The sequence below is a fragment of the Pantoea sp. NPDC088449 genome (assembly GCF_044753225.1).
Classification (GTDB): domain Bacteria; phylum Pseudomonadota; class Gammaproteobacteria; order Enterobacterales; family Enterobacteriaceae; genus Pantoea; species Pantoea floridensis.
This window is the reverse complement of sequence record NZ_JBIVMT010000001.1, coordinates 1611071-1630485: the sequence shown is the minus strand read 5'-3', so window position 1 is coordinate 1630485 and position 19415 is coordinate 1611071. Positions and strand designations below refer to the sequence as shown.

Below are 19415 nucleotides of genomic sequence, written 5' to 3'. Positions count from 1 at the left end.
CACTATGAAAACAATCAAAATGAGTACCATCAGCACTGCACTGCTTCTGGCGGGTATGACTGCTTCGGTGCCTGTACATGCTGACGAAACCATCCTGATCGGTCTGGCGGGCCCACTCACGGGACCTTCAGCGCGTATCGGCAAGGATTTGGAGAACGGTGCTCAACTGGCGATCGATGATGCCAATAAAGCGCACCCGACCGTGGGTGGTAAAGCTGTGACCTTCAAATTGCAGTCGGAAGATGATCAGTCTGATCCACGTGTTGCGGTTGCCGTTGCACAGCGCTTAGTTGACAGCGGTGTGGCCGGGGTGGTGGGACACTGGAATACAGGAACCAGTATCCCTGCCGCGCGGATTTATCATGATGCTGGCATCGCGCAGGTAGCCCCGGTCGCCACAGGGCACGCCTACACGCAGCAAGGCTTTGATACCAGCTTCCGCGTCATGGGTCATGATGATGATGGCGGTAACTATGCAGGTCAGTATGCAATTAAAACGCTAAAAGCGAAGCGTATTGCAGTCATCGACGATCGCACTGCTTTTGGCCAAGGGCTGGCGGATGAGTTCATCAAATCGCTGGAATCGCAGGGCGTCAAAATCGTTGACCGCCAGTATGTGGACGATAAAACTGTAGACTTCAGTGCAGTACTTACGGCTATTCGTAGCAAAAATGCTGACTTGGTGTTTTTCGGAGGCGTTGACAGCCAAGCCGCACCGCTGGCGCGCCGCATTAAACAGCTTGGCATGAACGCAACATTAATGGGTGCGGGTGGGTTTGTTAGTCAGACCTTCCTGACACTGGCGCAAAAAGAAGGGGACGGTGTTGTTGCGCTGGAGCCGGGCTTACCGGTAGATCAAATGCCGGGTGGTAAAGGCTTTGAGCAAGCTTACCAGTCTCGCTATCACACTCACATTGAACTGCATGCGCCATTTGCCTACGACGCTACACGCGTGTTGATTGCTGCGATTGAAAAGGCCAATTCTGTGGATGCAAGCCAATACCTGCCGGTACTGCGTAACATCAATTTTTCCGGCGTGACCGGACAAATCGCCTTTGATGCGCAAGGCAACCTCAAAAATCCATCCTTCACTGTTTACAAAGTCGTGAACGGTAAATGGCAACCACAGACCGTCGTGGGTGGTGCTGCGAAGTAACGGGAGAACATAATGAGTTGTCATCAAAACGAAGAGCTGGGCATTCTTGCCCGGCGTAAGATTGAAGCCGAAATTATCAAACCGATTTATGACGTCCTGGTGCGAGAGCTCGGGAAGGCTCAGGCGCAAGCGCTGATTGGAGAAGCCATTGAAAGCGCGGCTATCCAGGCGGGGCAAGAGTTTGCCAAAAAAGAGCCCAAAAAGGCAGATCTGCGAAGTTTCGTCAATCTGCAATATCTCTGGGAAAAAGACAATGCATTAGACGTTAAAGTGCTCGATGACGACGGGCAACGCTATAACTATGACGTCACCCGCTGTCGCTATGCCGAGATGTATCACGAGATGGGCTTAGGCGAGATTGGGCATCTCCTTTCTTGTGCGCGGGATGACAAGTTTATTGTCGGTTATGCACCTGAAGTTGAGCTAACGCGCACCACCACAGTGATGTCTGGTGCGCCGCGTTGTGACTTTCGCTATCGGGTAAAATCATGAGTATCACAGCCCGTATCAACGCGCAACGACTGTGGCAATCCCTCGAAACCTTTGCCACTTTTGGTGCGACCCCTGCTGGCGGTGTGACGCGTCTTACGCTAAGTGAAGAAGACCGTCAGGGGCGAGATACCCTGAAGCGCTGGGCCGCTGAAGCGGGTTTTTCCTGCGAGATTGATGAGTTGGGTAGTATGTTCATCAGACGACCCGGTAAAAATGCCGGGCTGGCGCCCGTCATGATCTGCTCTCATGCTGATTCACAACCGCAGGGAGGCAATTATGATGGTGTCTATGGCGTACTGGCCGGGTTGGAGGTGTTGCGCACCCTTAATGATCACGAAATCCAAACCGAGCGCGATATTCTGCTGGTTAACTGGACCAATGAAGAGGGCGCGCGATTTGCGCCAGCCATGTTGGCCTCGGGAGCTTGGGCCGGTGTCTTCTCTAAGGCCTTTGCACTGAGCCGCCTGGATAGTGCGGGTATCTCCGTTGCTGAGGCGTTGGAAACGATCGGCTATCAAGGTCGTCACAAAGTACAACCAATTGACCTTCATGCCTGCTATGAATTGCATATTGAACAAGGCCCGATCCTCGAAGAAACTCGCACGGATATTGGTATTGTTCATGCCGCCATGGGGCAGCGATGGTTTGAAGTCACCCTTCAGGGTTTTGCCGCGCATGCGGGCACGACACCAATGGATTTACGTCAGGATGCGATGTGCGGTTTTGCGGAAATTGTGCTGGCTGTCGAGAAGATTGCACAACAAAGCGGCAAGGATGGTCGGGGTACAATTGGCATGTCTCGGGTGGTGCCTAATTCCCGTAACGTTGTACCGGGTGAAGTTTTCTTCACCGTTGAGTTTCGTCATCCTGAATCAAAGAGTCTGGAAGTCATGGAATCAGGTTTGCATGATGCACTAAACACATTATCCCATCGTCATCTGACAGTTCACGTTGAGAAAATTTTTGATTATGCACCGATTAAGTTTGATCAGTGTTGTGTGTCTCGCATTGAAAAGGCGGTGGAACATTTGGAGTTCAGTCAAAGCAATATGGTCTCCGGGGCCGGCCATGATGCTTGTTATATTCAACGTGTAGCACCCACGGCTATTATTTTTATTCCTTGTGTAAAAGGGATTAGCCACAACGAGGCAGAAGCTATTTTGCCAGAATGGTCAGAGAAAGGGGCTAATACACTCTTTCGAACGATTATCATTGCGGCGAATGAAAGCGAGTAAATTCTCGTTAACTTAATATTCGTTAGCAAATTAAAACATATGCTTCGCGCTATTAAGCATTTTGTCTGATTTAATGACCTGTTGATAATCGGCTGCTGACTCTTAATGTATGCCGATAAATCAATGATAAATGTCTCAGGGATAAGTAAATCGTTTCGCGGCTTCCAGGCACTCGACAATATCAGTTTCGATGTGCAGCCACGAGAGGTGGTTTCCATCATTGGCCCGTCAGGTTCGGGAAAGTCCACGCTTTTACGTACGTTGAATCTTCTGGTCCTGCCCGATTCGGGGAAGATTTCAATCGGTAACGCATCTATAGATGCACAGCATGTCCAGCGAAAACAGATCAATACGCTGCGCAGTAAAAGCTCAATGGTCTTCCAGCATTACAATCTTTTTCGAAATAAAACCGCACAGGAAAATATTACTGAGGTCCTGCGTTTCGCTAAAAAACTAGGTCGTAAGGAAGCGGATGATAAAGCCCTGGAATATCTCCATCGTGTCGGGCTGCATGATAAAGCGTCATCATATCCGGCGATGTTATCGGGAGGGCAACAGCAGCGGGTGGGAATTGCACGTGCGCTCAGTCTGGAACCTGAAGTCATTCTGATGGATGAGCCCACTTCCTCACTTGATCCTGAAATGCGCCGCGGCATATTAAAACTGATTGCCGAAATTGCGACGCAGAATATCACCCTGGCTATCGTGACTCATGAGATGAATTTTGCCCGAGAAATTTCAGATCGGCTCTTTTTTATGGAGCAAGGCAGAATCATCGCTCAGGGTGCACCCGATGAGATCATTCAAGGTGATGTGGGAAGCCGAATAGACGCCTTTGTAAACGACTACGAAATATAAGTCAGGAAACTAGACCATGAATTTTGACCTGATCTATATGTTCAAATTGATTCCCGCCATTCTGGGCTATCTGCCAATCACTTTGCTGATCTCGGGAGCTTCCATCATTGTAGCCACCTTACTGGGTTTGCTACTCGCGCTCATGCTGCGTGGCGGAAAGCTACTGCGTGGTGTCGCTCGGCTGTATATTTCCTTTTTCAGAGGCACTCCAGTACTGGTTCAATTATTGATTATCTATTTTGGTTTGCCACAACTATTTCCAGTATTGAATTCCGTTGGGCCCGTTTACGCGGTTATCGCCGGATTGAGTTTTAACACTGCTGCATATTTGGCTGAGATATTCCGCGCGGGGATTGATTCAGTGGACCGCGGGCAAATTGAAGCTGCACTGGCTAGCGGCTTAAGCCTACCCGTTGCTTGCTGGCGCATTTTGTTTCCGCAAATTTGTCGCAATGCGATCCCGGCAACAGGCAACATGTATATCGGGCTGATTAAAAACTCCTCACTGGCTTTTACACTCGGTGTCACCGAGTTGCTGTCGGCAGGAAAACTTGAAGCCACTGCCTCGCTTAAATTCTTCGAAGCTTATACCGCTGTTGCATTGGTCTATTGGGGAGTGACCTTCCTGCTCTCATTACTGCAGCGGCAACTGGAAACCCATCTGGGCAAACCCTATCAACAATAGTTCAGGAGTCGGTATGAAGTTAGGCGGATTGGTGATGTGCCTGTGTGCAGCAGTGTTGTTGAGCGCATGCGATCAAAGTAAGCAGACGAGCGATGCTCAGGATGTATTGCGTGTGGGTGCGACACCAGATGGTTACCCACACTACTTTAAGGAAGGCGGTGAGCTTAAGGGCTTCAGCGTCGATGTGCTGAACGCGGTCGCGAAGAAAGCGGGACTCAAAGTTGAGTGGGTTACTTCAGATTGGGTCGGTGTGCTGGGGTCTCTCCAGACCGGAAAAGTGGATACCGTGGGTAACTTCGCCGACACACCAGAACGTCGTAAAGCCTATAATTTTTCCACACCTTATTACTATTCAGCGGCACAGCTTGCAGTCAGTAAAAACAATAACTGGGTGCATGGCCTGAGCGATTTGAACGGTAAAACCGTGGCAGCGGAACTGGGTTCTAACTACGCCAACGTATTAAAGGAGTCAGATCCTGAGCATAAAATCAATCTGGTGACCTATGAAGGCAGGGACGTGGTGGTGAATGCGGTCGCGCAAGGTAAAGCCGATGCATTTATTTCAGGCCAGGTCATCCTGCTGGGACAAATCAAACAAAAAGGACTGCCACTTAAAGTCGTAGGCGAGCCTTTTGGCGTGCGTCAGGTGGCATTGCCGTTCCGCAAAGATGCGCAAGGAGACAAGTTACGGAAAAAAGTGGATGCTGCGCTCGTCCAATTGCGTAATGACGGTACGCTAAAATCCATTTCGGAAAAATGGTTTGATCAGGACCTCAGTCACGCGCCAGCAGGAGGGCAGAATTAATCATGTCCTCTTTACACCTCGCCTTGTTTCTCGAAACCACCGGTTGCCATTATGCGGGTTGGCGTATGCCCTCATCTCAACCTGTACCGCATCCCGCTGATTTCAAACAGCTCAAAGCGTTGGCGATGCAAGCCGAGCAGGCAAAGTTTGATCTGGTGTTTATGGCCGATAAATTGTCGGTCGATGATATCTATGGCAATGATTTTGCGGAAGCCGTCACCCATCGTGTCACCGAACGGCCCGATCCTTTTTCGGTGCTCTCTGCATTGAGTGCTGTCACGGAAAAGATCGGCCTCGCGGGAACGATCTCAAGTTCCTTCGCTAGCCCGTTTGCGGCGGCACGCACGCTGGCGACGCTTGACCATCTCTCTCAAGGCCGAGCAGGGTGGAATGTGGTGACTTCAACCAGCGGCGGTGAAGCCAGGAACTTTGGGGTGCCGTTGCTGAGCCATCATCAACGCTACCATAAGGCCGGTTCCTTTATTGAAGCGGTGTTCCGCTTATGGGACAGCTGGGAAGATGGTGCCATAGTGGGCGATCGAGAAAAGGGAATTTATGCCGATGCCCGTAAAATTCATTACGCTGACATCAGCAACAAATGGTTCAACGTGCAGGGACCGTTAAACCTCTCGCGCGCTCCACAGGGCCGCCCGGTAACGATTCAGGCTGGTGGGTCAGGGGCCTTTACCGAGCTGGCGGCCCAGCGCGCGGACGCCATTTTTGCTTCGGAAAAGCCCAGTCTTGCTGCCGCGCAGGCCTACTACGCAGCAATCAAAGCCAAAGTTGTGCAGTATGGACGCTCCGCCAAAAGCCTAAAAGTATTGCCGGGGTTGCAGCCGATTATCGGGGCGACACAAAAGGAAGCAGACGAGTTACTGGCTGAACTCAGCCAGTTGCATCATCCCCTGGCGACGCTGACGCACCTTTCAAACACCATGGATTATGACTGGTCACAACACTCGCTGGATGAAGCCATGCCGGATATTCTCCCCCATCTAAGTCGACGTGAACGTTTTGCTCCGATGCTGGATCACGCAAGAGAGCAGGGCATGACGCTGCGTCAGTTCACGAAATGGATAGCGAGAAGTGGCTTTATTGTGGCAGGCACGGCTGAAAGCCTCGCAGAGCGCATGGCGCTTTGGTACCAGCAGCGTGCAGTGGATGGATTTGTGATCATGCCACCCTGGCCCGGGGCGGCAGATGCCTTTTTTAATCACGTTATTCCACTTTTACAGGAAAGAGGAATTTTCAGGGAAGCCTATGAACACGACACTTTACGCGGCCATTTGGGTCTGCAGTGAACCGTTCTGAAAGCTGGGTACTGCAGGCCAAAATGTGTGCCGCGCTGACCTTAAAATCCTAGCGCTTGCCCATCACGTCGGCTGTCGCTGGCCGCGACATAGCCGTGGTCAGGACTCTCTGAAAGTCGCCAGATAAACTGCCCGGCACCGAAATCCATGTAGGGATCGTAAATGGATTTCAACTGATGTCCGCGATCCTTTAGTTGCTGTGTCACATCAGTGTCAAAACGGTTTTCCAGGTCCAGTGTGAAATCACGATTCACTTTCCAGCGTGGAGCATCGCAGGCAGCTTGCGGTTGTTGCTGATAATCAAGCATGCGAACCACCGTTTGCACATGCCCCTGTGGCTGCATATCCCCGCCCATTACGCCGAAACTCATCTGTGGCTGACCATTTTGCGTGAGGAACGCCGGAATGATGGTATGGAAAGGGCGTTTACCCGGCGCTAGCACATTGGCTGATTTAGGATCGCTAGAAAAACCTGCCCCCCGGTTTTGTAAGCTGATGCCATATTCCGGCACCACCACGCCTGAACCAAAGCCCATATAGTTAGACTGAATAAAGGACACCATCATGCCGCTCTCATCTGCGGTGGTCAGATAAACGGTACCACCGCTGCGCGGGATCCCCGCCACGGGTAAGCTGGCGCGAGAAATATCAATCTGGGCAGCCCTCTGTTTAAGATAGGTGGGATCCAGCATCTGCTCCGGCGTGACTTCCATTGATGTTGGGTCAGCCACATAACGGTAGACATCTGCAAAGGCCAGCTTCATGGCCTCGATTTGTAAGTGCTGGCTATCAACGCTGTCCAGCGGCAGGCTGGCAAGGTCAAAGTTTTCCAAAATGCCCAGCGCAATCAGCGCGGCAATACCCTGTCCATTGGGTGGGATTTCATGCACCTCATAGCCACGATAAGACTGGCTGACCGGTGTTACCCATTCTGGCTGATAGCGACGTAAATCTTCTAATGTCAGGTTGCCGCCGGTATTTTGTGCCCACTTCACAATTTTTTCGGCTAATTCTCCCTCATAGAAGGCTCGTGCGCCTTGATCAGCAAGAATGCCCAACGTTTTTGCCGCCGCAGAAAAACGAAACGCTTCCCCTACTTGGGGCGCACGGCCATTTGGCATAAAAGCGTCTGCAAAACCTGGCTGCTCCGCCAGAATCGGGACGGCTGCCCGCCATTTCTTGGCTACCATGGGTGCGACCGTGACGCCACGCTCGGCGATCTCTAATGCGCTCTGCATTAAACGGGAGAAGGGCAATTTGCCAAATCGGCGATGCAGTGCATCCCAGCCGGCGATGGCCCCCGGTACAGTAACGGAGTCCCAACCGCGTTCGGGTCTATTGGCGTGTCCGCTGGCATTGTCACCATAACGTTGACGGAAATAGTTCAGATCCCACGCGGCAGGGGCAGGGCCGGACGCGTTGAGACCGTGCAATTGCCCATCTGCCCAGACAAGCGCAAAGGCATCGCTGCCCAATCCATTAGATACAGGCTCGACGATGGTTAAGGTCGCTGCTGTCGCGATAGCAGCATCTACCGCATTACCGCCCTCCAGCAGGACTCGGTTGCCTGCCTGGGCAGCCAGCGGATGCGAAGTCGAAACCACGTTGCGCGCAAAAACAGGCGTGCGTGCGGTCAGATAAGGGTTTTCCCAGTTAAACGCCATGCTCTTTCCTCTGTTGCACACGCTCTTCAGCGGTGAGTTGCAATGCCCGTCGGTCCACTTTATTGGTTCCGGCAAGGGGGAAACCGTCGGTCAGCCAGATATGACGCGGATGCTGATAGGCGGGTCCATGCGCTAAAGCCCATGCTTTAAGCGCTTGGGGATCCAGTTGCTCACCCGCGCGTGGAATGACCCACGCAACCGGTTTTTGCCCTTTGATATCATCTGTCACCGGTACGACACAGGCTTGTTGTACCTGCGGATGGCTTTCGAGCAACTTTTCCACCTCACCAGGCCAGATGTTTTCGCCACCACTGACAAACATGTCATCATGGCGACCGACAAACCAGTAAAACCCCTGCTCATCACGGCGGAAAACATCCCCTGTGATGTACCAACCGTCAGATGTCAAAGGAGGGGAGACATCAGGCCGTTGATGATATCCCAGCATCAGCGCTGGGCTTTTCATCTCTAATACGCCTTCTTGTGCGGGTTTATCCTTTCTGCTCTGCAGTCTCACGCTAACGGCGGGATGAGGATAACCCGGTGATCCCGGCGGTGTTGGCAAACCATCAGGATGCGAACTGAAGACCACCGGTCCAGCCTCGGTGGTGCCATAGGCATTGATAATGCGCGCTTGTGGTAACCACTGACGCAGTGCCTTGTAGAGGCTATCGCTGACGGGTGCTGAACCCATGCGAATCACCCTTACGCAGGAGAGATCGACTGAGGCTAACAATGCTTTTTCCTGCAACATCATCGCCAGCATGGGGGGGACGGCCGTCAACCAACTGCATCGGTAGCGATCAACCGCTTGTAAATAGGCTCGGGCTTCAAATTGCGGCAGCAGGACGGTGGTGACATGGCTGGCGAGCGTTAATAACGCCAGCGCAAGGGCATTCATATGATAGAAGGGCGCCGCAATCAGCACTTTCTCGCCCGTCAGTTCCTGCGCGGTCAACCGGGTTTGTACTACCCAACGGTGACTGGCGTGGGTTAAACGAACGCCTTTCGGCATGCCGGTAGAACCCGAGGTATAGAGCATTAAAGCCAGATCATCGGCTTTGGGAAGCCAAGCGGTGAATTCACCGTTACGTTCCAGCGTAGTCAGCGCGCTGCCAAAAGCTACCTGTGGCAAATCCGTACTGACGCGTGCAAGTTGATCGCTGTCACCCAGCAGCAGTTTGCTGCCGCTGTCAGTGAGAATGCGTTCAATCGTGCTAACCGGAAAACGAAAATTAATCGGTACCGCCACCAGACCCGCGCGCATGATGCCCAGCAGGCAAGCAATATACTCAATCGAGTTACGTGCCAGAAGCGCAACGCGGCTCCCTGCTGGCCACCCGTACTGTTGCAAGCCAAGTCCGATGGCATCTGCACGGGTATTTAACGTGCGGAATGTGATGGTATTTTGTCGCTCATCCTGCGGCATCAGAAACGCGATCCGATCGCTTTCACGCAGGCTAGCGTGAAACACGCCGAGGTTTTCTGGCCAGTCTAAAAATGTCTTGTTAGTCATCGGTAAACTCCAGCACCATTTGCAGAGCCGGAATCGCAACACGAAGTTGTCCTGTACGCTGCTCATGCGGAAGGCCAGTGGCTGCTGCCACTTGTGATACCAGTGTCAGGTCTCGCCCCGAAATCTGTATGGCAGCAAACCAGCTTTCACGTTCAGTCGCCAACGGCAGCAGCACACCGTATTCTTGGTGCCATTCCGCTGGACTGATGACGTGTAAAAGATCGGTTTGCCCAAGACGCGCGTATTGCTGTGCGGTGGCGACAACCTCTTTTGCGACCACAATCAGCGACTTTATTCTGCCTGGCTGAAGCCATTCGTCACGCCAGACCCACTCAGGGGTATGGTGCTGACAAAAGTAAACACGACCTGCGCTAAAGCTACCGGCTTGCAGGCGCATCGTGCTGAAGCGTGCTTCGCCACTGGCCTGAGCGCTGACGACCTCTCGTGAGAAGTGTTGTACCGGTTGTACGGCGAATCCTGACTGACGTAGCGTATTTTCAGTTTGGGCGGCATCTGTCGTGGCAAACACTAATCCATCAATACCGACCGGGCTCTCCAGGAGTTCGCGTCGCAAGGGTTCGCGCTGATCTGGCAGACCAATCAGCTCCAGATAATGATGCTCAAACATGATCAGATGATTAATCGACCCCAGGCTGTGATATCCGCGCGGGGTTAAGTGGAAGCCCAGGTCTGCAAACAGCTTTGCGCTGTCATCCAGCGCAAAATGGCTATTAATCACCAAATGATCCAATGGCAGGATCATGCTACCCCCTGTGTGACCGGCGTGGCGTAAAGACCCCGTCCGCTTGCGACCAGTCGACCTTCCGCATCATGGATCCAGGCTTCCGCACTGGAGGCGAGTTTGCCGTGTTTGATGACTTTGGCGCTTACCGTAAGATCACCGCGTGCAGGGCGATGGTAATCCACGTGCAGATTCAGCGTTGGCACGCCTTTTTGTGTCCAGGCAACCAACGCCCAGTCAGCTGCAAGGTCAATCAGCGTCGCCAGAATTCCACCATGAATGTAGCCACCCGCAGGATTGACCACAAACTCAGCGCGAAACGGAACCTGTAGCGTAATTTCCCCTTCCGCTACGTTGAATACTTTCAATCCAAGCCATTGATGATAGGGGCCTTGCAGCAGTTTTTGTTCGACTTCATGTGCATTCATGACTGAGCTCCTGATGAGGGATTAACAATGACTTTGCCGAGCACTTCACGATCGCGAATCAGACGTAACCCTTCAGCGGCTTGTTCAAGAGGTAAAACGCGATCGATTAATGGTGTAATCTGGCCGTTGGCAACCATGTGCAGCAGCGCGGTTAAATCTTCCTTATAGAAACTGTTTGAGCCTTTGATATTCAGCTCAAAACTCCAGACATAACGTAAATCTTCTTTTGGGTCGTAACCCGCAGTTGCACCACATACCAGTAGCGTACCGCCGCGTTTCAGGCACTTCAGCGAGGGGCGCCAGGTTTCTCCACCGGTAAAGTTAACCACCACATCAACGCCCCCTTCATGCGTGCGGCGCTGCGGTTTTCCATATTTTTCGATCGCCCAGCGCGAGAAGTCCTGCTCGCGATAATTCACCACATGGTCGGCACCTAAAGCTTTCAGCGCTGTGGCTTTTTCATCACTGCCCGCACAGGCAATCACTTCCGCACCAAGGTGTTTCGCCAGCACTACACAGGCCGTGCCAACACCGCCGCTGGCGCCTAAGATCAGCACCTTGTCACCCGTTTTCACGGTATTGTGGGTTATTAGCATACGGTGCGCCGTGCCATAGGCCACGGGCAGGGCCGCCGCATGTTCGAAGCTCACCTTTTCAGGGATGGCTATCAGCTGGCTGGCCTCAACCAGCGCATACTCGGCCATGCCGCCATCAATCATCTCGCCCATCAAACCGACGCCGGGTTTCAGTGGATTCACCAACACGCGATCGCCGATGGCCCAGTCAGCGACATCATCACCCACGCTGGCGATGGTGCCGGCTAAATCCAGCCCTGGCACAACCGGCAACGGAATCTTGATGCCCGGCATGCCCTGAACGGTGAACACATCGTGATAGTTGAAAGAGGAAGAGTGAACCTGCACCACCACGTGGCCCGCCTGGACAAGTGGCTGGGGCTTGTCAGGATCAATCTGCAATTGGTCAAGGTCGCCGTGTTGGTTTAATACCAGCGCTTTCATGAGTTGTACTCCGGTTTAGTTCAGGGTTTTGGATTGAAGGTAAGGGCGGTTATCAAACAGCTGATTGTTCAATGCACCTTTGACTGCGCCGCTACTGAGCAGTACCGCATGCTCACGCTTCAGCGTGTCAATGTCGGCTGTTTCAAATGACATCTGGTTCATGCGATCCCACAGGCCGACATAGGCACGGGCCTGGTCTTCCGGCAGATTTGCTTGAGTCTGAAGAATTTTCACGACCTGGTCGGGATGGGTGCGGCCCCACGCCAGCGTGTCACGCAAGGCGGCAATAACCTGGGCAACGGCTTCAGGGTGCTGTGCGATCAGCTCGCTGCGTGCGGTGCCGACGCCGATATACGGCAGCGCATCGCTATGGGTAAGCTTTTTCCATTCGTCGGCATAGGTCGCGATGACGCGCATTTTCAGCTCTGGAAGTTGCTGAACGGTCAGCGTACGCAGGGCTGCGGCATCAATTTGTTTTTGCGACAAGAACTGCGCGAGGCGGGACTCGTTGCCACCAATCAAGGCAAAGTCATTGGCCGTGATGCCGGCATTTTCCTGTAACAGAGTGGTGCCAATTACCGCCACCGATGAGCCTGCCGGAGACATGCCTATTTTTTTACCTTTCAACTGAGCTAGCGAGGTAATGGGCGAACCTTGCGGCACAACAAAGGCCACGTCGGCGGGCTGGGTAGCGGCAATGATTTTGACCGGCACACCTTCTGATGCCATGCTAAATACGCCAGCAACCGGTGCGCCGAATGCTAAATCAATCGATCCCGAAGCTAATGCCTTTAACGGTGCGTTTACATCCGGGAAATGCACGAACTCTGCATCGATCCCGCGCTTCTTAAGAAAAGCCTGGTTTTCAAGCACTGCGCCGTAACCGAGGCTGACGCCCGAGGTCCAGTATCCGATACGAATTTTTGTGTTGGCAAAGCTAAGCTGCGGTAACAGCGTGGCCAGCAGCGTGAACAAGACAAGCAGCTTTTTCATGACATACCCCTGATGAAAAGAATGAGTTATATGCGTTTTTTCCAGCGGAAAAGGTGTCGCTCCAGTGGCTTCAACAGACCACCTTCCAGCAACAACATCAGTGCGACGAGTAGTAGTGTCCAGGCGAAAACCTGGCTGGTTTGCACCAGGTCGCCGGCCTGGCGCAGGCGGTAACCGATCCCATCCGATGAACCGAGCGTTTCAGCCACCAGAGACACGCGCCAGCCGAAACCAAACGCCAGACGCGCACCGGAGAAGAAGTAGGGCAAAATTGAAGGAAAATAAATTTTTGACAGCAGTTGTCTGCGGCTCATGCGGAAACTGCGTGCCAGCTCCACAAACTGGGTTTCCACATTCAGCGCGCCCTGCCAGACGTTGGTTAAAATCAGCGGCATCGCTGTCATAAACACCACGAACACCGTGGTGGCGTCTGATATGCCAAACCAGATGATGGCAAAAATGGCCCAGATGGCTGAAGAGACCGTATTGAGGACTGCCAGCAGCGGTTCACAGAATCGTGCGACACGCGGATTGGCACCGAGCACCAAGCCGCAAAGCGTGCCGATAAATGCGGCCAGCGCAAAACCTGACACCACACGCCCCAGCGTTACGCCAATGTCATGAAATAAGGTGCCGGTATGCCACAACCCAAGCAGAGCCTGCCAGGTCGCACCAGGGCTGGGTAAAATAAACGTCGGCAGGTGCTGCGAACCTTGCCACCATGCCAGCAGAAAAATACCCATCAGGACCAGACGTTGGATGAGCAGACTGAGCGTGCGTGAAAGTAAGGTCATTTCACACCTCCAGCCTGAGCAAACGAATCTGTTCATTGACGTCAGGGAGAGTGGCAATGCGCGGTCGCGGTAAGGACAATGCCGTTTGCGAGTGAATACGACCTGGGTGCGGCTTCAGCACAACGACCCGATCGGCTAATACAACGGCTTCTTCAACATCATGCGTCACGATAATAATGGTCATCGCCGTTAGCGCCTGGATGCGTAAGAGTTCGTTGTGTAATGTACTGCGCGTTTGAGGATCAAGACGTGAAAAAGGCTCATCCATCAGCATGATTTGCGGCTGCACCACCAGGCTGCGCGCCAGCGCAACACGGCTGCGCATGCCGCCAGACAATTGATGAGGCCAGTGCTGGGCATAATCTGCGAGTCCCACCAGCTTTAAAGCATCACTGACGCGTTGCTGCTTCTCAGATTTGCTCAGTGCGCTATTTTCCAGGCCAAAATGCACGTTCTGTTGGACTGAGCGCCAGGGTAGCAGTCTGTCCTCCTGAAACAAGTAGGCTACCTGTTGCCATTGCTGAAAATGCTTCGCTGCTGTTCCCTGAATAAGAATGTCGCCATCATCGGCATCAAGCAGACCGGAAATGAGATTGAGCAACGTGCTTTTTCCACCTCCAGAGGCACCAAGCAGAGCGACAATCTCTCCGTTTTGAATGCTTAATGAGATTTTTTCCAGTACAGGCTGATGGGCGAAGGATTTACTGACATCCTTTAACTTTATGGCCGCGCTCATTCAAATATCTCCCGCGGCAACACAGGTAATAAGGTGCCTTTCTTGCTCAGGGTGGCATATATTTTTTCCAGCGTCATCGCCTGGAAAGTTTCAATATGTCGGCGTGCAATAGTTTCAACGCGTTTTGCATCACCTTCTATAAACGCCTCAATCATGGCGTTATGGTCATGTTTAATTTCGGGTTTAATTCGCTGAACATTAAATCCCAGCGCCACCAGGCGCGACATTTCATCCATCAGCCCTGACAAGGTATTAATCAGGTGTTGATTGCCCGTTGCTTCCACGATGGTGAGGTGAAAGCGTTTATTAGCATTCATAAAAACATCGATGCGCGTAGAGAGCGGAGCAGCCACTTCAACGCGGCACTGCGCCTCCAGCGATTTGAGCAATTCAATATCCACTTTCCCCACAGCAAGGCGTGCTGCAAGGGGTTCGAGCGCGGCGCGCACCGTGAAGACCTCTTCTACGTCTTGCACAGAAACCGGTGCAATGCGATAGCCCTTGCGCGGCCGGGAAATGACGAGTTTTTCATGGCTTAGCCGGGCCAACGCCAGACGTATCGTGCTTTTACCGGTGTGATAGCGCTCCATCAATTCAGATTCAGTCACCAGCGATCCCGGCAGCAAGCGGCAGGTCAATATATCGCGGCGAATCGTATGGTATGCCTTATCACTTAGAGATAAAAAATCAGTCACGCTGGCCTCTCAGTATGCCCTTGTGAGCTGCTCACAGGGCGAGGTTGAAGAGATGAATTAGCGCATTCTTAATTAAACATATCGTCATTTCCTAATAATTAAATCAGTAATCTAATCTATAAAAATGCATAGTGTGGGCTGCTCACACATAGACACTTAGCATTTTACTGAATAAATTCGCTTTAATTATTCTGGGCATCCCACTTCATCCAGGAAATGCACATAAATAGATAAAGTTATTTGTTCTTGATTCAAAATCACTCCTTTACCCTGGTGACCAATACTCATTACCCAGGAAATAAAAGATGCGACTGCAGTGGGTTTTATTTTCGCTTTTATGTGCAGGTGTTGTTCCGGCTAAAGCGGTTGATAATGTAACGGTTGCGCTGGCTATACCCTTAGCCGTACATGATGGCGCACCTTACGCAGCAGCACAGGAATTGGGACTGTTTAAGCAACAGAATCTGGCGGTAAATCTGGTGGTGTTCCAGGGTGCTGGCGCTTTATTACCTCAAGTTGCCAGCAAGCGCGTGACTTTTGGTTTTCCTGTTTCAGAGCCGGTGATATCCAGCTATTTCAGCGGCAAAAATCCTCTTCCGTTACGTTTTTTTTATAACGGCACGCCATCACAAACCATGGAATATGCGGTTTTAGCCGACTCACCCATTAAAACGCTATCTGACCTCAAAGATAAAAATATTGGTGTAGGCGCACTGACGTGGGGCACGATTCCTAACAGCAGAGCCGCGCTTAAGGTGGCAGGATTTCAACCCGGTAAAAATGTCAAGTTCGTCGCCGTAGGAGCGCTGGGATCAGGATTTGTTGCCTTACGGAATAAGCGGGTCGATGCACTGAATTTTAACAGTAGCTGGGACGATATTCTGGAATTGTCGGGAACACCGATTCGACGTATCGCTTACCCTGACGTGTTTCAGGAAAGTGCCGGCAATGGCTTTATCGCCCATGAGGATACCTTTAAAGATAATCCGGATCTCATCCGCCGCTTCGGCCGTGCCTATACCGAAGCGCACTATGTGTGTGAAATCAATCCAACCTATTGCGTGCAGGCGTTTTGGCGGCAGAACCCGGAAAGCAAGCCGGCAAATGCCGATGCCAAAGCACTTGCTGATGCAACCACGCTTCTTTCACGCCGCCTGCATCGCACGCTTTATAGGGAAGACGGCTCGCGCCGGACACCAGGTGAATACGATCTGAAAGTGATCCGTTCTTCTATCACCGCCATGGCCCAGGCCGGTGAGTTCCCCAGCGCTGACGTACCCGTCGATCGCATCTTCTCGAACCAGTTTGTCGCCGCTTTTAATGACTTTGATAAGCAAGCCCTGAAAAAACGCGCCGAGGAGGCCAAATGAGCGCTCAATTATTCATCGACCACCCCGACGATTTGATTGATCGACCACGCCAGATTCATGCAGTGGGTCTGGCTGAAGGCGTCGCCACGCTGACCACTGACTTTGTGCATGCTGATGGCAGCATCTGGCAAAGTGTTGCTCGCTTTGATATCGATGGATCGGAGGTGTTAAATCTCGACACGGCAGCACCGATTGAGGGGGACTGGTCGCTAGCGGAACCGGGAGCATTCATTTGGGCGTTGCGAAAGCAATCTGGACCTACCGATCCCAGTTCAAGTGAAAGTCTGGCGCCGCGCGAATTGAAATTGCAGCTGCATGATGCGAAAGGTGAGGTCGCTACGGCAACACTGACGCAGCGTATTCTCGCGGACGGCGTTGTCCGACGCGAAGTCCGCGAGCAAGGATTGTCTGGCACGCTGTTCACACCCCCAGGCACCGGGCCTTTCCCCTTGGTCATTGTGCTTAATGGTTCTGGCGGCGGTATGCCTGAATCCCGTGCGGCGCTGTTTGCGGCGCAGGGTTATCAATCACTGGCACTGGGATATTTCAAAGCGCCAGGCAGACCTGATTACATATCCGAAACGCCGCTTGAGTATTTTGAGCAGGCGCTAATTTGGGCACGGCAAGCATTACAGCCGCGAGCTGACTTTATCGCGGTGGCAGGGCACTCACGAGGCGGTGAGCTGGCGCTGCTGTTAGGTGCAACTTATCCCGATCTGGTTTCAGCGGTGATGGGTTATGTGCCGAGTGCTGTAGTGCACGGCACATTACGTGCTGGACGCCCAGACGAGCCAAGAGATGCCGTCGCCTGGACCTATCAGGGGCAACCTTTACGCAACATCTGGCAGGAAAACCCCGCAGCGGATTGGCATGCTTTTGATCATCCACCGGAGCCCGGTGCACCTATCCGCCAGGCGCCTGCATTCGTGGCCGTTGAGCAACACGCTGCCAGCCTGACAGCTGCACGCATACCTGTTGAGCGTATTGCCGGACCGGTGCTGCTCATCTCTGGCAGCGATGACGGGTTTTGGCCTTCTCGTGATTATTGCCGTCGCATTGAAAAAACGCTGCGGGCTCATCGGCATCGCTGGCCTGTGGAACATGTGGAGAATAACGGTGCGGGCCACGCCATTGGCTTTCCTGGTGTTCCGACGACTGACATCGCGCGTGTGCATCCGGTGGCCGGCGTTGTCATTGATGGCGGTGGCACCGCGCTGGAAAATGCACGAGCCAACCAACGTAGTTGGGAGCGGGTACTGGTATTTTTAGCTGCTGCAACATCGGCTCAGTCATGATTGAGGCACTGCAACTTCGGGATATTGAACTTACATATCCGACACGTCGCGGCACGATCCAAGCATTGTCGAACGTGAATTTATCCGTGCGGGAAGGGGAGTTTGTGGCCATTCTAGGTCCTTCTGGCTGCGGCAAATCGACCTTACTCAAACTTGCGGCGGGATTATTACCCGCCAGTGGTGGGGAGATAACCCTTGGCGGCCATCCCCTGTCAGGTCCAGGCAAACAGACCGGCGTGGTCTTCCAGAAGCCTAATCTGTTGCCATGGAAAACGGTGCTAGAAAATGTACTGCTACCGGCGCGTACACTGGGTCTGGCTATCGCGCCAGCGCGCTTGCGAGCCTACCACATGCTGGAATTGGTGGGCTTGGCGGAATTTGCAGCGAACTATCCTTTTGAGCTCTCCGGTGGAATGCAACAGCGAGTGGGTATTGCACGAATGCTGTTACATGACCCGCAGCTATTGCTGATGGATGAACCCTTTGCGGCACTGGATGCGTTCTCAAGAGAAACGTTAATGCTGGAGTTACAGCGTATCTGGGAACAGCAGCGCAAATCCGTGCTGTTCATCACCCACAGTATTCAGGAAGCGGTGTTTCTTGCCGACCGCGTGCTGGTGATGTCGCCACGGCCTGGCACGCTGGTTGAAGATTTAATCATTCCGTTGCCGCGTCCGCGAACGCTTGAAACGCTTGCCGACCGGGACTTTATGCAGTTATGCCAGCATTTGAGGAGCTATTTTACTCATGCGTAAGATTATGCCATTTCTTTGCCCGACCATCAGTTTGGCGGTGCTGCTACTGCTGTGGGACTTTTCGGTACGGCTTTTTGCTATTCCTGATTATCTTCTGCCCGGCCCAGCTGCGGTGTTCTTAGCCCTTTATCAGGGGTTCGCGGATGCCAGTATCTGGCCGCATATTGCTGCAACATTAAGTGAAATTGCCTTGGGTTATACCTTTGGAAGTCTGTTGGCTATCGCTCTCGGCATCGTTCTGGCTGAATCCACTACCTTTGAACGATTTGTTTATCCGCTGCTGGTCGCCTTGCAGGCGATGCCCAAAGTCGCATTAGGTCCCATTATTCTGGTGTGGTGCGGTTTTGGCATCGCCTCCAAAGTAGTCTTGGTCACTCTCGTGTGTTTTTTCCCGTTGTTCGTTAATACCGTAAATGGCATTCGTCGCACGGATAATGAATTGTTAGATACCTGTCGGGCATTTTCAGCTTCGAAAGTTTACTTATTGATTCATGTGAAACTTCCATCGGCTGCCAGTGAAATATTTTCTGGATTACAGATTGGTGTTTCACTGGCGTTAATTGGAGCCGTTGTTGCCGAGTTTTTGTCAGCTCAACAGGGTTTGGGATATTTAATTGCCTCCAGCTCCGTCAATATGAGCCTTTCAACGATGTTTTCTGGTGTGTTGCTATTGGCGGTAATAGGCATATGTGGTGCTCATTTTGTAAAAATACTGCAGCGTAAGGTTGTTTTTTGGGAGGTATCATCAAAGCGTTAATCTAAATTTGGGGGTGTTTAAAAGATGCATTCAAATGTGTTTAATTACATGGTGAAGATTATGAAAATTCATTTAAAATTTAATTTGGGTTGTCGATTTTCTGAAATAGG

General features: G+C 52.3%; 20 protein-coding genes. 11 read left to right on the top strand and 9 right to left on the bottom strand.

All coding sequences use genetic code 11. From position 1 onward, the window contains the following. Positions 1-4 precede the first annotated feature (4 nt). From ACIP6T_RS07785 to ACIP6T_RS07755, 7 genes are all read left to right on the top strand, one after another. Positions 5-1156, top strand: a complete 1152-nt coding sequence (locus tag ACIP6T_RS07785; protein ID WP_097096882.1) for a branched-chain amino acid ABC transporter substrate-binding protein — start codon at positions 5-7, stop codon at positions 1154-1156. A 12-nt stretch (positions 1157-1168) separates the two neighbouring features. Continuing rightward, positions 1169-1648 (top strand): L-2-amino-thiazoline-4-carboxylic acid hydrolase, encoded by a 480-nt coding sequence (locus tag ACIP6T_RS07780; RefSeq protein WP_147198719.1) that lies wholly within the window; start codon positions 1169-1171, stop codon positions 1646-1648. Then, entirely contained in the window at positions 1645-2883 is a 1239-nt protein-coding gene (locus tag ACIP6T_RS07775; protein WP_400456238.1) for a Zn-dependent hydrolase, read from the top strand. The genes ACIP6T_RS07780 and ACIP6T_RS07775 overlap by 4 nt, the downstream gene beginning before the upstream one ends. Before the next feature lie 123 nt (positions 2884-3006). Next, positions 3007-3741 carry an amino acid ABC transporter ATP-binding protein gene (locus ACIP6T_RS07770; RefSeq protein WP_400457104.1) on the top strand — a complete coding sequence of 245 codons (735 nt, stop codon included), beginning with the start codon at positions 3007-3009 and terminating at the stop codon, positions 3739-3741. Between the two features lie 16 nt (positions 3742-3757). Further along, a complete protein-coding gene (locus ACIP6T_RS07765) occupies positions 3758-4426 on the top strand; it encodes an amino acid ABC transporter permease (protein WP_097096885.1) in 669 nt (222 codons plus the stop codon). A 13-nt stretch (positions 4427-4439) separates the two neighbouring features. Continuing rightward, a complete protein-coding gene (locus tag ACIP6T_RS07760) occupies positions 4440-5231 on the top strand; it encodes an amino acid ABC transporter substrate-binding protein (RefSeq protein ID WP_097096886.1) in 792 nt (263 codons plus the stop codon). A 2-nt stretch (positions 5232-5233) separates the two neighbouring features. Then, complete coding sequence (locus ACIP6T_RS07755; RefSeq protein ID WP_097096887.1) at positions 5234-6532, top strand: NtaA/DmoA family FMN-dependent monooxygenase; 1299 nt, start codon at positions 5234-5236, stop codon at positions 6530-6532. Positions 6533-6582: 50 nt separating this feature from the next. On the opposite strand, the gene ggt is transcribed toward ACIP6T_RS07755, so the two are convergent. Genes ggt through ACIP6T_RS07710 form a run of 9 tightly spaced genes read right to left on the bottom strand, consistent with a single transcriptional unit; the run spans position 6583 to position 15128 of the window. Next, complete coding sequence (ggt, locus tag ACIP6T_RS07750; protein ID WP_400456236.1) at positions 6583-8205, bottom strand: gamma-glutamyltransferase; 1623 nt, start codon at positions 8203-8205, stop codon at positions 6583-6585. Beyond that, positions 8195-9721: a class I adenylate-forming enzyme family protein gene (locus tag ACIP6T_RS07745; RefSeq protein WP_400456234.1), complete on the bottom strand. Its 1527-nt coding sequence runs from the start codon at positions 9719-9721 to the stop codon at positions 8195-8197. Before ACIP6T_RS07745 ends, ggt begins: the two co-directional genes overlap by 11 nt. After that, positions 9714-10484, bottom strand: a complete 771-nt coding sequence (locus ACIP6T_RS07740; protein WP_400456232.1) for a VOC family protein — start codon at positions 10482-10484, stop codon at positions 9714-9716. Before ACIP6T_RS07740 ends, ACIP6T_RS07745 begins: the two co-directional genes overlap by 8 nt. Continuing rightward, positions 10481-10891 carry a PaaI family thioesterase gene (locus ACIP6T_RS07735; RefSeq protein WP_097096891.1) on the bottom strand — a complete coding sequence of 137 codons (411 nt, stop codon included), beginning with the start codon at positions 10889-10891 and terminating at the stop codon, positions 10481-10483. The genes ACIP6T_RS07740 and ACIP6T_RS07735 overlap by 4 nt, the downstream gene beginning before the upstream one ends. After that, positions 10888-11910 (bottom strand): zinc-binding dehydrogenase, encoded by a 1023-nt coding sequence (locus tag ACIP6T_RS07730; protein ID WP_097096892.1) that lies wholly within the window; start codon positions 11908-11910, stop codon positions 10888-10890. Before ACIP6T_RS07730 ends, ACIP6T_RS07735 begins: the two co-directional genes overlap by 4 nt. Positions 11911-11925: 15 nt before the next feature. Beyond that, positions 11926-12903, bottom strand: a complete 978-nt coding sequence (locus ACIP6T_RS07725; RefSeq protein ID WP_400456230.1) for an ABC transporter substrate-binding protein — start codon at positions 12901-12903, stop codon at positions 11926-11928. A gap of 26 nt (positions 12904-12929) precedes the next feature. Continuing rightward, positions 12930-13697, bottom strand: coding sequence for an ABC transporter permease (locus ACIP6T_RS07720; RefSeq protein WP_400456228.1), 768 nt, complete (start codon positions 13695-13697; stop codon positions 12930-12932). Between the two features lies 1 nt (position 13698). Next, on the bottom strand, positions 13699-14433 hold the full coding sequence (locus ACIP6T_RS07715) for an ABC transporter ATP-binding protein (RefSeq protein WP_097096895.1): 735 nt from the start codon (positions 14431-14433) through the stop codon (positions 13699-13701). Further along, positions 14430-15128, bottom strand: coding sequence for a GntR family transcriptional regulator (locus ACIP6T_RS07710; protein ID WP_097096896.1), 699 nt, complete (start codon positions 15126-15128; stop codon positions 14430-14432). The genes ACIP6T_RS07715 and ACIP6T_RS07710 overlap by 4 nt, the downstream gene beginning before the upstream one ends. 305 nt (positions 15129-15433) lie before the next feature. Between ACIP6T_RS07710 and ACIP6T_RS07705 the strand changes: the two genes are divergently transcribed. Genes ACIP6T_RS07705 through ACIP6T_RS07690 form a run of 4 tightly spaced genes read left to right on the top strand, consistent with a single transcriptional unit; the run spans position 15434 to position 19305 of the window. Further along, the gene (locus tag ACIP6T_RS07705) at positions 15434-16498 is read left to right on the top strand and encodes an ABC transporter substrate-binding protein (RefSeq protein WP_097096897.1); all 1065 of its coding nucleotides are present in this window, start codon (positions 15434-15436) and stop codon (positions 16496-16498) included. Next, entirely contained in the window at positions 16495-17793 is a 1299-nt protein-coding gene (locus tag ACIP6T_RS07700) for an acyl-CoA thioester hydrolase/BAAT C-terminal domain-containing protein (RefSeq protein ID WP_400456225.1), read from the top strand. The genes ACIP6T_RS07705 and ACIP6T_RS07700 overlap by 4 nt, the downstream gene beginning before the upstream one ends. After that, the gene (locus tag ACIP6T_RS07695; protein WP_400456223.1) at positions 17790-18548 is read left to right on the top strand and encodes an ABC transporter ATP-binding protein; all 759 of its coding nucleotides are present in this window, start codon (positions 17790-17792) and stop codon (positions 18546-18548) included. The genes ACIP6T_RS07700 and ACIP6T_RS07695 overlap by 4 nt, the downstream gene beginning before the upstream one ends. Beyond that, complete coding sequence (locus ACIP6T_RS07690) at positions 18541-19305, top strand: ABC transporter permease (RefSeq protein WP_097096899.1); 765 nt, start codon at positions 18541-18543, stop codon at positions 19303-19305. Before ACIP6T_RS07695 ends, ACIP6T_RS07690 begins: the two co-directional genes overlap by 8 nt. Positions 19306-19415 lie beyond the last annotated feature (110 nt).

Coding starts and splice junctions, on each gene's coding strand:
- ACIP6T_RS07740 (WP_400456232.1), bottom strand. CDS start 10,484: ATGATCCTGCCATTGGATCATTTGGTGATTAATAGCCATTTTGCGCTG.
- ACIP6T_RS07745 (WP_400456234.1), bottom strand. CDS start 9,721: ATGACTAACAAGACATTTTTAGACTGGCCAGAAAACCTCGGCGTGTTT.
- ACIP6T_RS07770 (WP_400457104.1), top strand. CDS start 3,007: ATGATAAATGTCTCAGGGATAAGTAAATCGTTTCGCGGCTTCCAGGCA.
- ACIP6T_RS07730 (WP_097096892.1), bottom strand. CDS start 11,910: ATGAAAGCGCTGGTATTAAACCAACACGGCGACCTTGACCAATTGCAG.
- ACIP6T_RS07735 (WP_097096891.1), bottom strand. CDS start 10,891: ATGAATGCACATGAAGTCGAACAAAAACTGCTGCAAGGCCCCTATCAT.
- ACIP6T_RS07760 (WP_097096886.1), top strand. CDS start 4,440: ATGAAGTTAGGCGGATTGGTGATGTGCCTGTGTGCAGCAGTGTTGTTG.
- ACIP6T_RS07720 (WP_400456228.1), bottom strand. CDS start 13,697: ATGACCTTACTTTCACGCACGCTCAGTCTGCTCATCCAACGTCTGGTC.
- ACIP6T_RS07780 (WP_147198719.1), top strand. CDS start 1,169: ATGAGTTGTCATCAAAACGAAGAGCTGGGCATTCTTGCCCGGCGTAAG.
- ACIP6T_RS07715 (WP_097096895.1), bottom strand. CDS start 14,433: ATGAGCGCGGCCATAAAGTTAAAGGATGTCAGTAAATCCTTCGCCCAT.
- ggt (WP_400456236.1), bottom strand. CDS start 8,205: ATGGCGTTTAACTGGGAAAACCCTTATCTGACCGCACGCACGCCTGTT.
- ACIP6T_RS07785 (WP_097096882.1), top strand. CDS start 5: ATGAAAACAATCAAAATGAGTACCATCAGCACTGCACTGCTTCTGGCG.
- ACIP6T_RS07765 (WP_097096885.1), top strand. CDS start 3,758: ATGAATTTTGACCTGATCTATATGTTCAAATTGATTCCCGCCATTCTG.
- ACIP6T_RS07700 (WP_400456225.1), top strand. CDS start 16,495: ATGAGCGCTCAATTATTCATCGACCACCCCGACGATTTGATTGATCGA.
- ACIP6T_RS07775 (WP_400456238.1), top strand. CDS start 1,645: ATGAGTATCACAGCCCGTATCAACGCGCAACGACTGTGGCAATCCCTC.
- ACIP6T_RS07725 (WP_400456230.1), bottom strand. CDS start 12,903: ATGAAAAAGCTGCTTGTCTTGTTCACGCTGCTGGCCACGCTGTTACCG.
- ACIP6T_RS07695 (WP_400456223.1), top strand. CDS start 17,790: ATGATTGAGGCACTGCAACTTCGGGATATTGAACTTACATATCCGACA.
- ACIP6T_RS07755 (WP_097096887.1), top strand. CDS start 5,234: ATGTCCTCTTTACACCTCGCCTTGTTTCTCGAAACCACCGGTTGCCAT.
- ACIP6T_RS07690 (WP_097096899.1), top strand. CDS start 18,541: ATGCGTAAGATTATGCCATTTCTTTGCCCGACCATCAGTTTGGCGGTG.
- ACIP6T_RS07705 (WP_097096897.1), top strand. CDS start 15,434: ATGCGACTGCAGTGGGTTTTATTTTCGCTTTTATGTGCAGGTGTTGTT.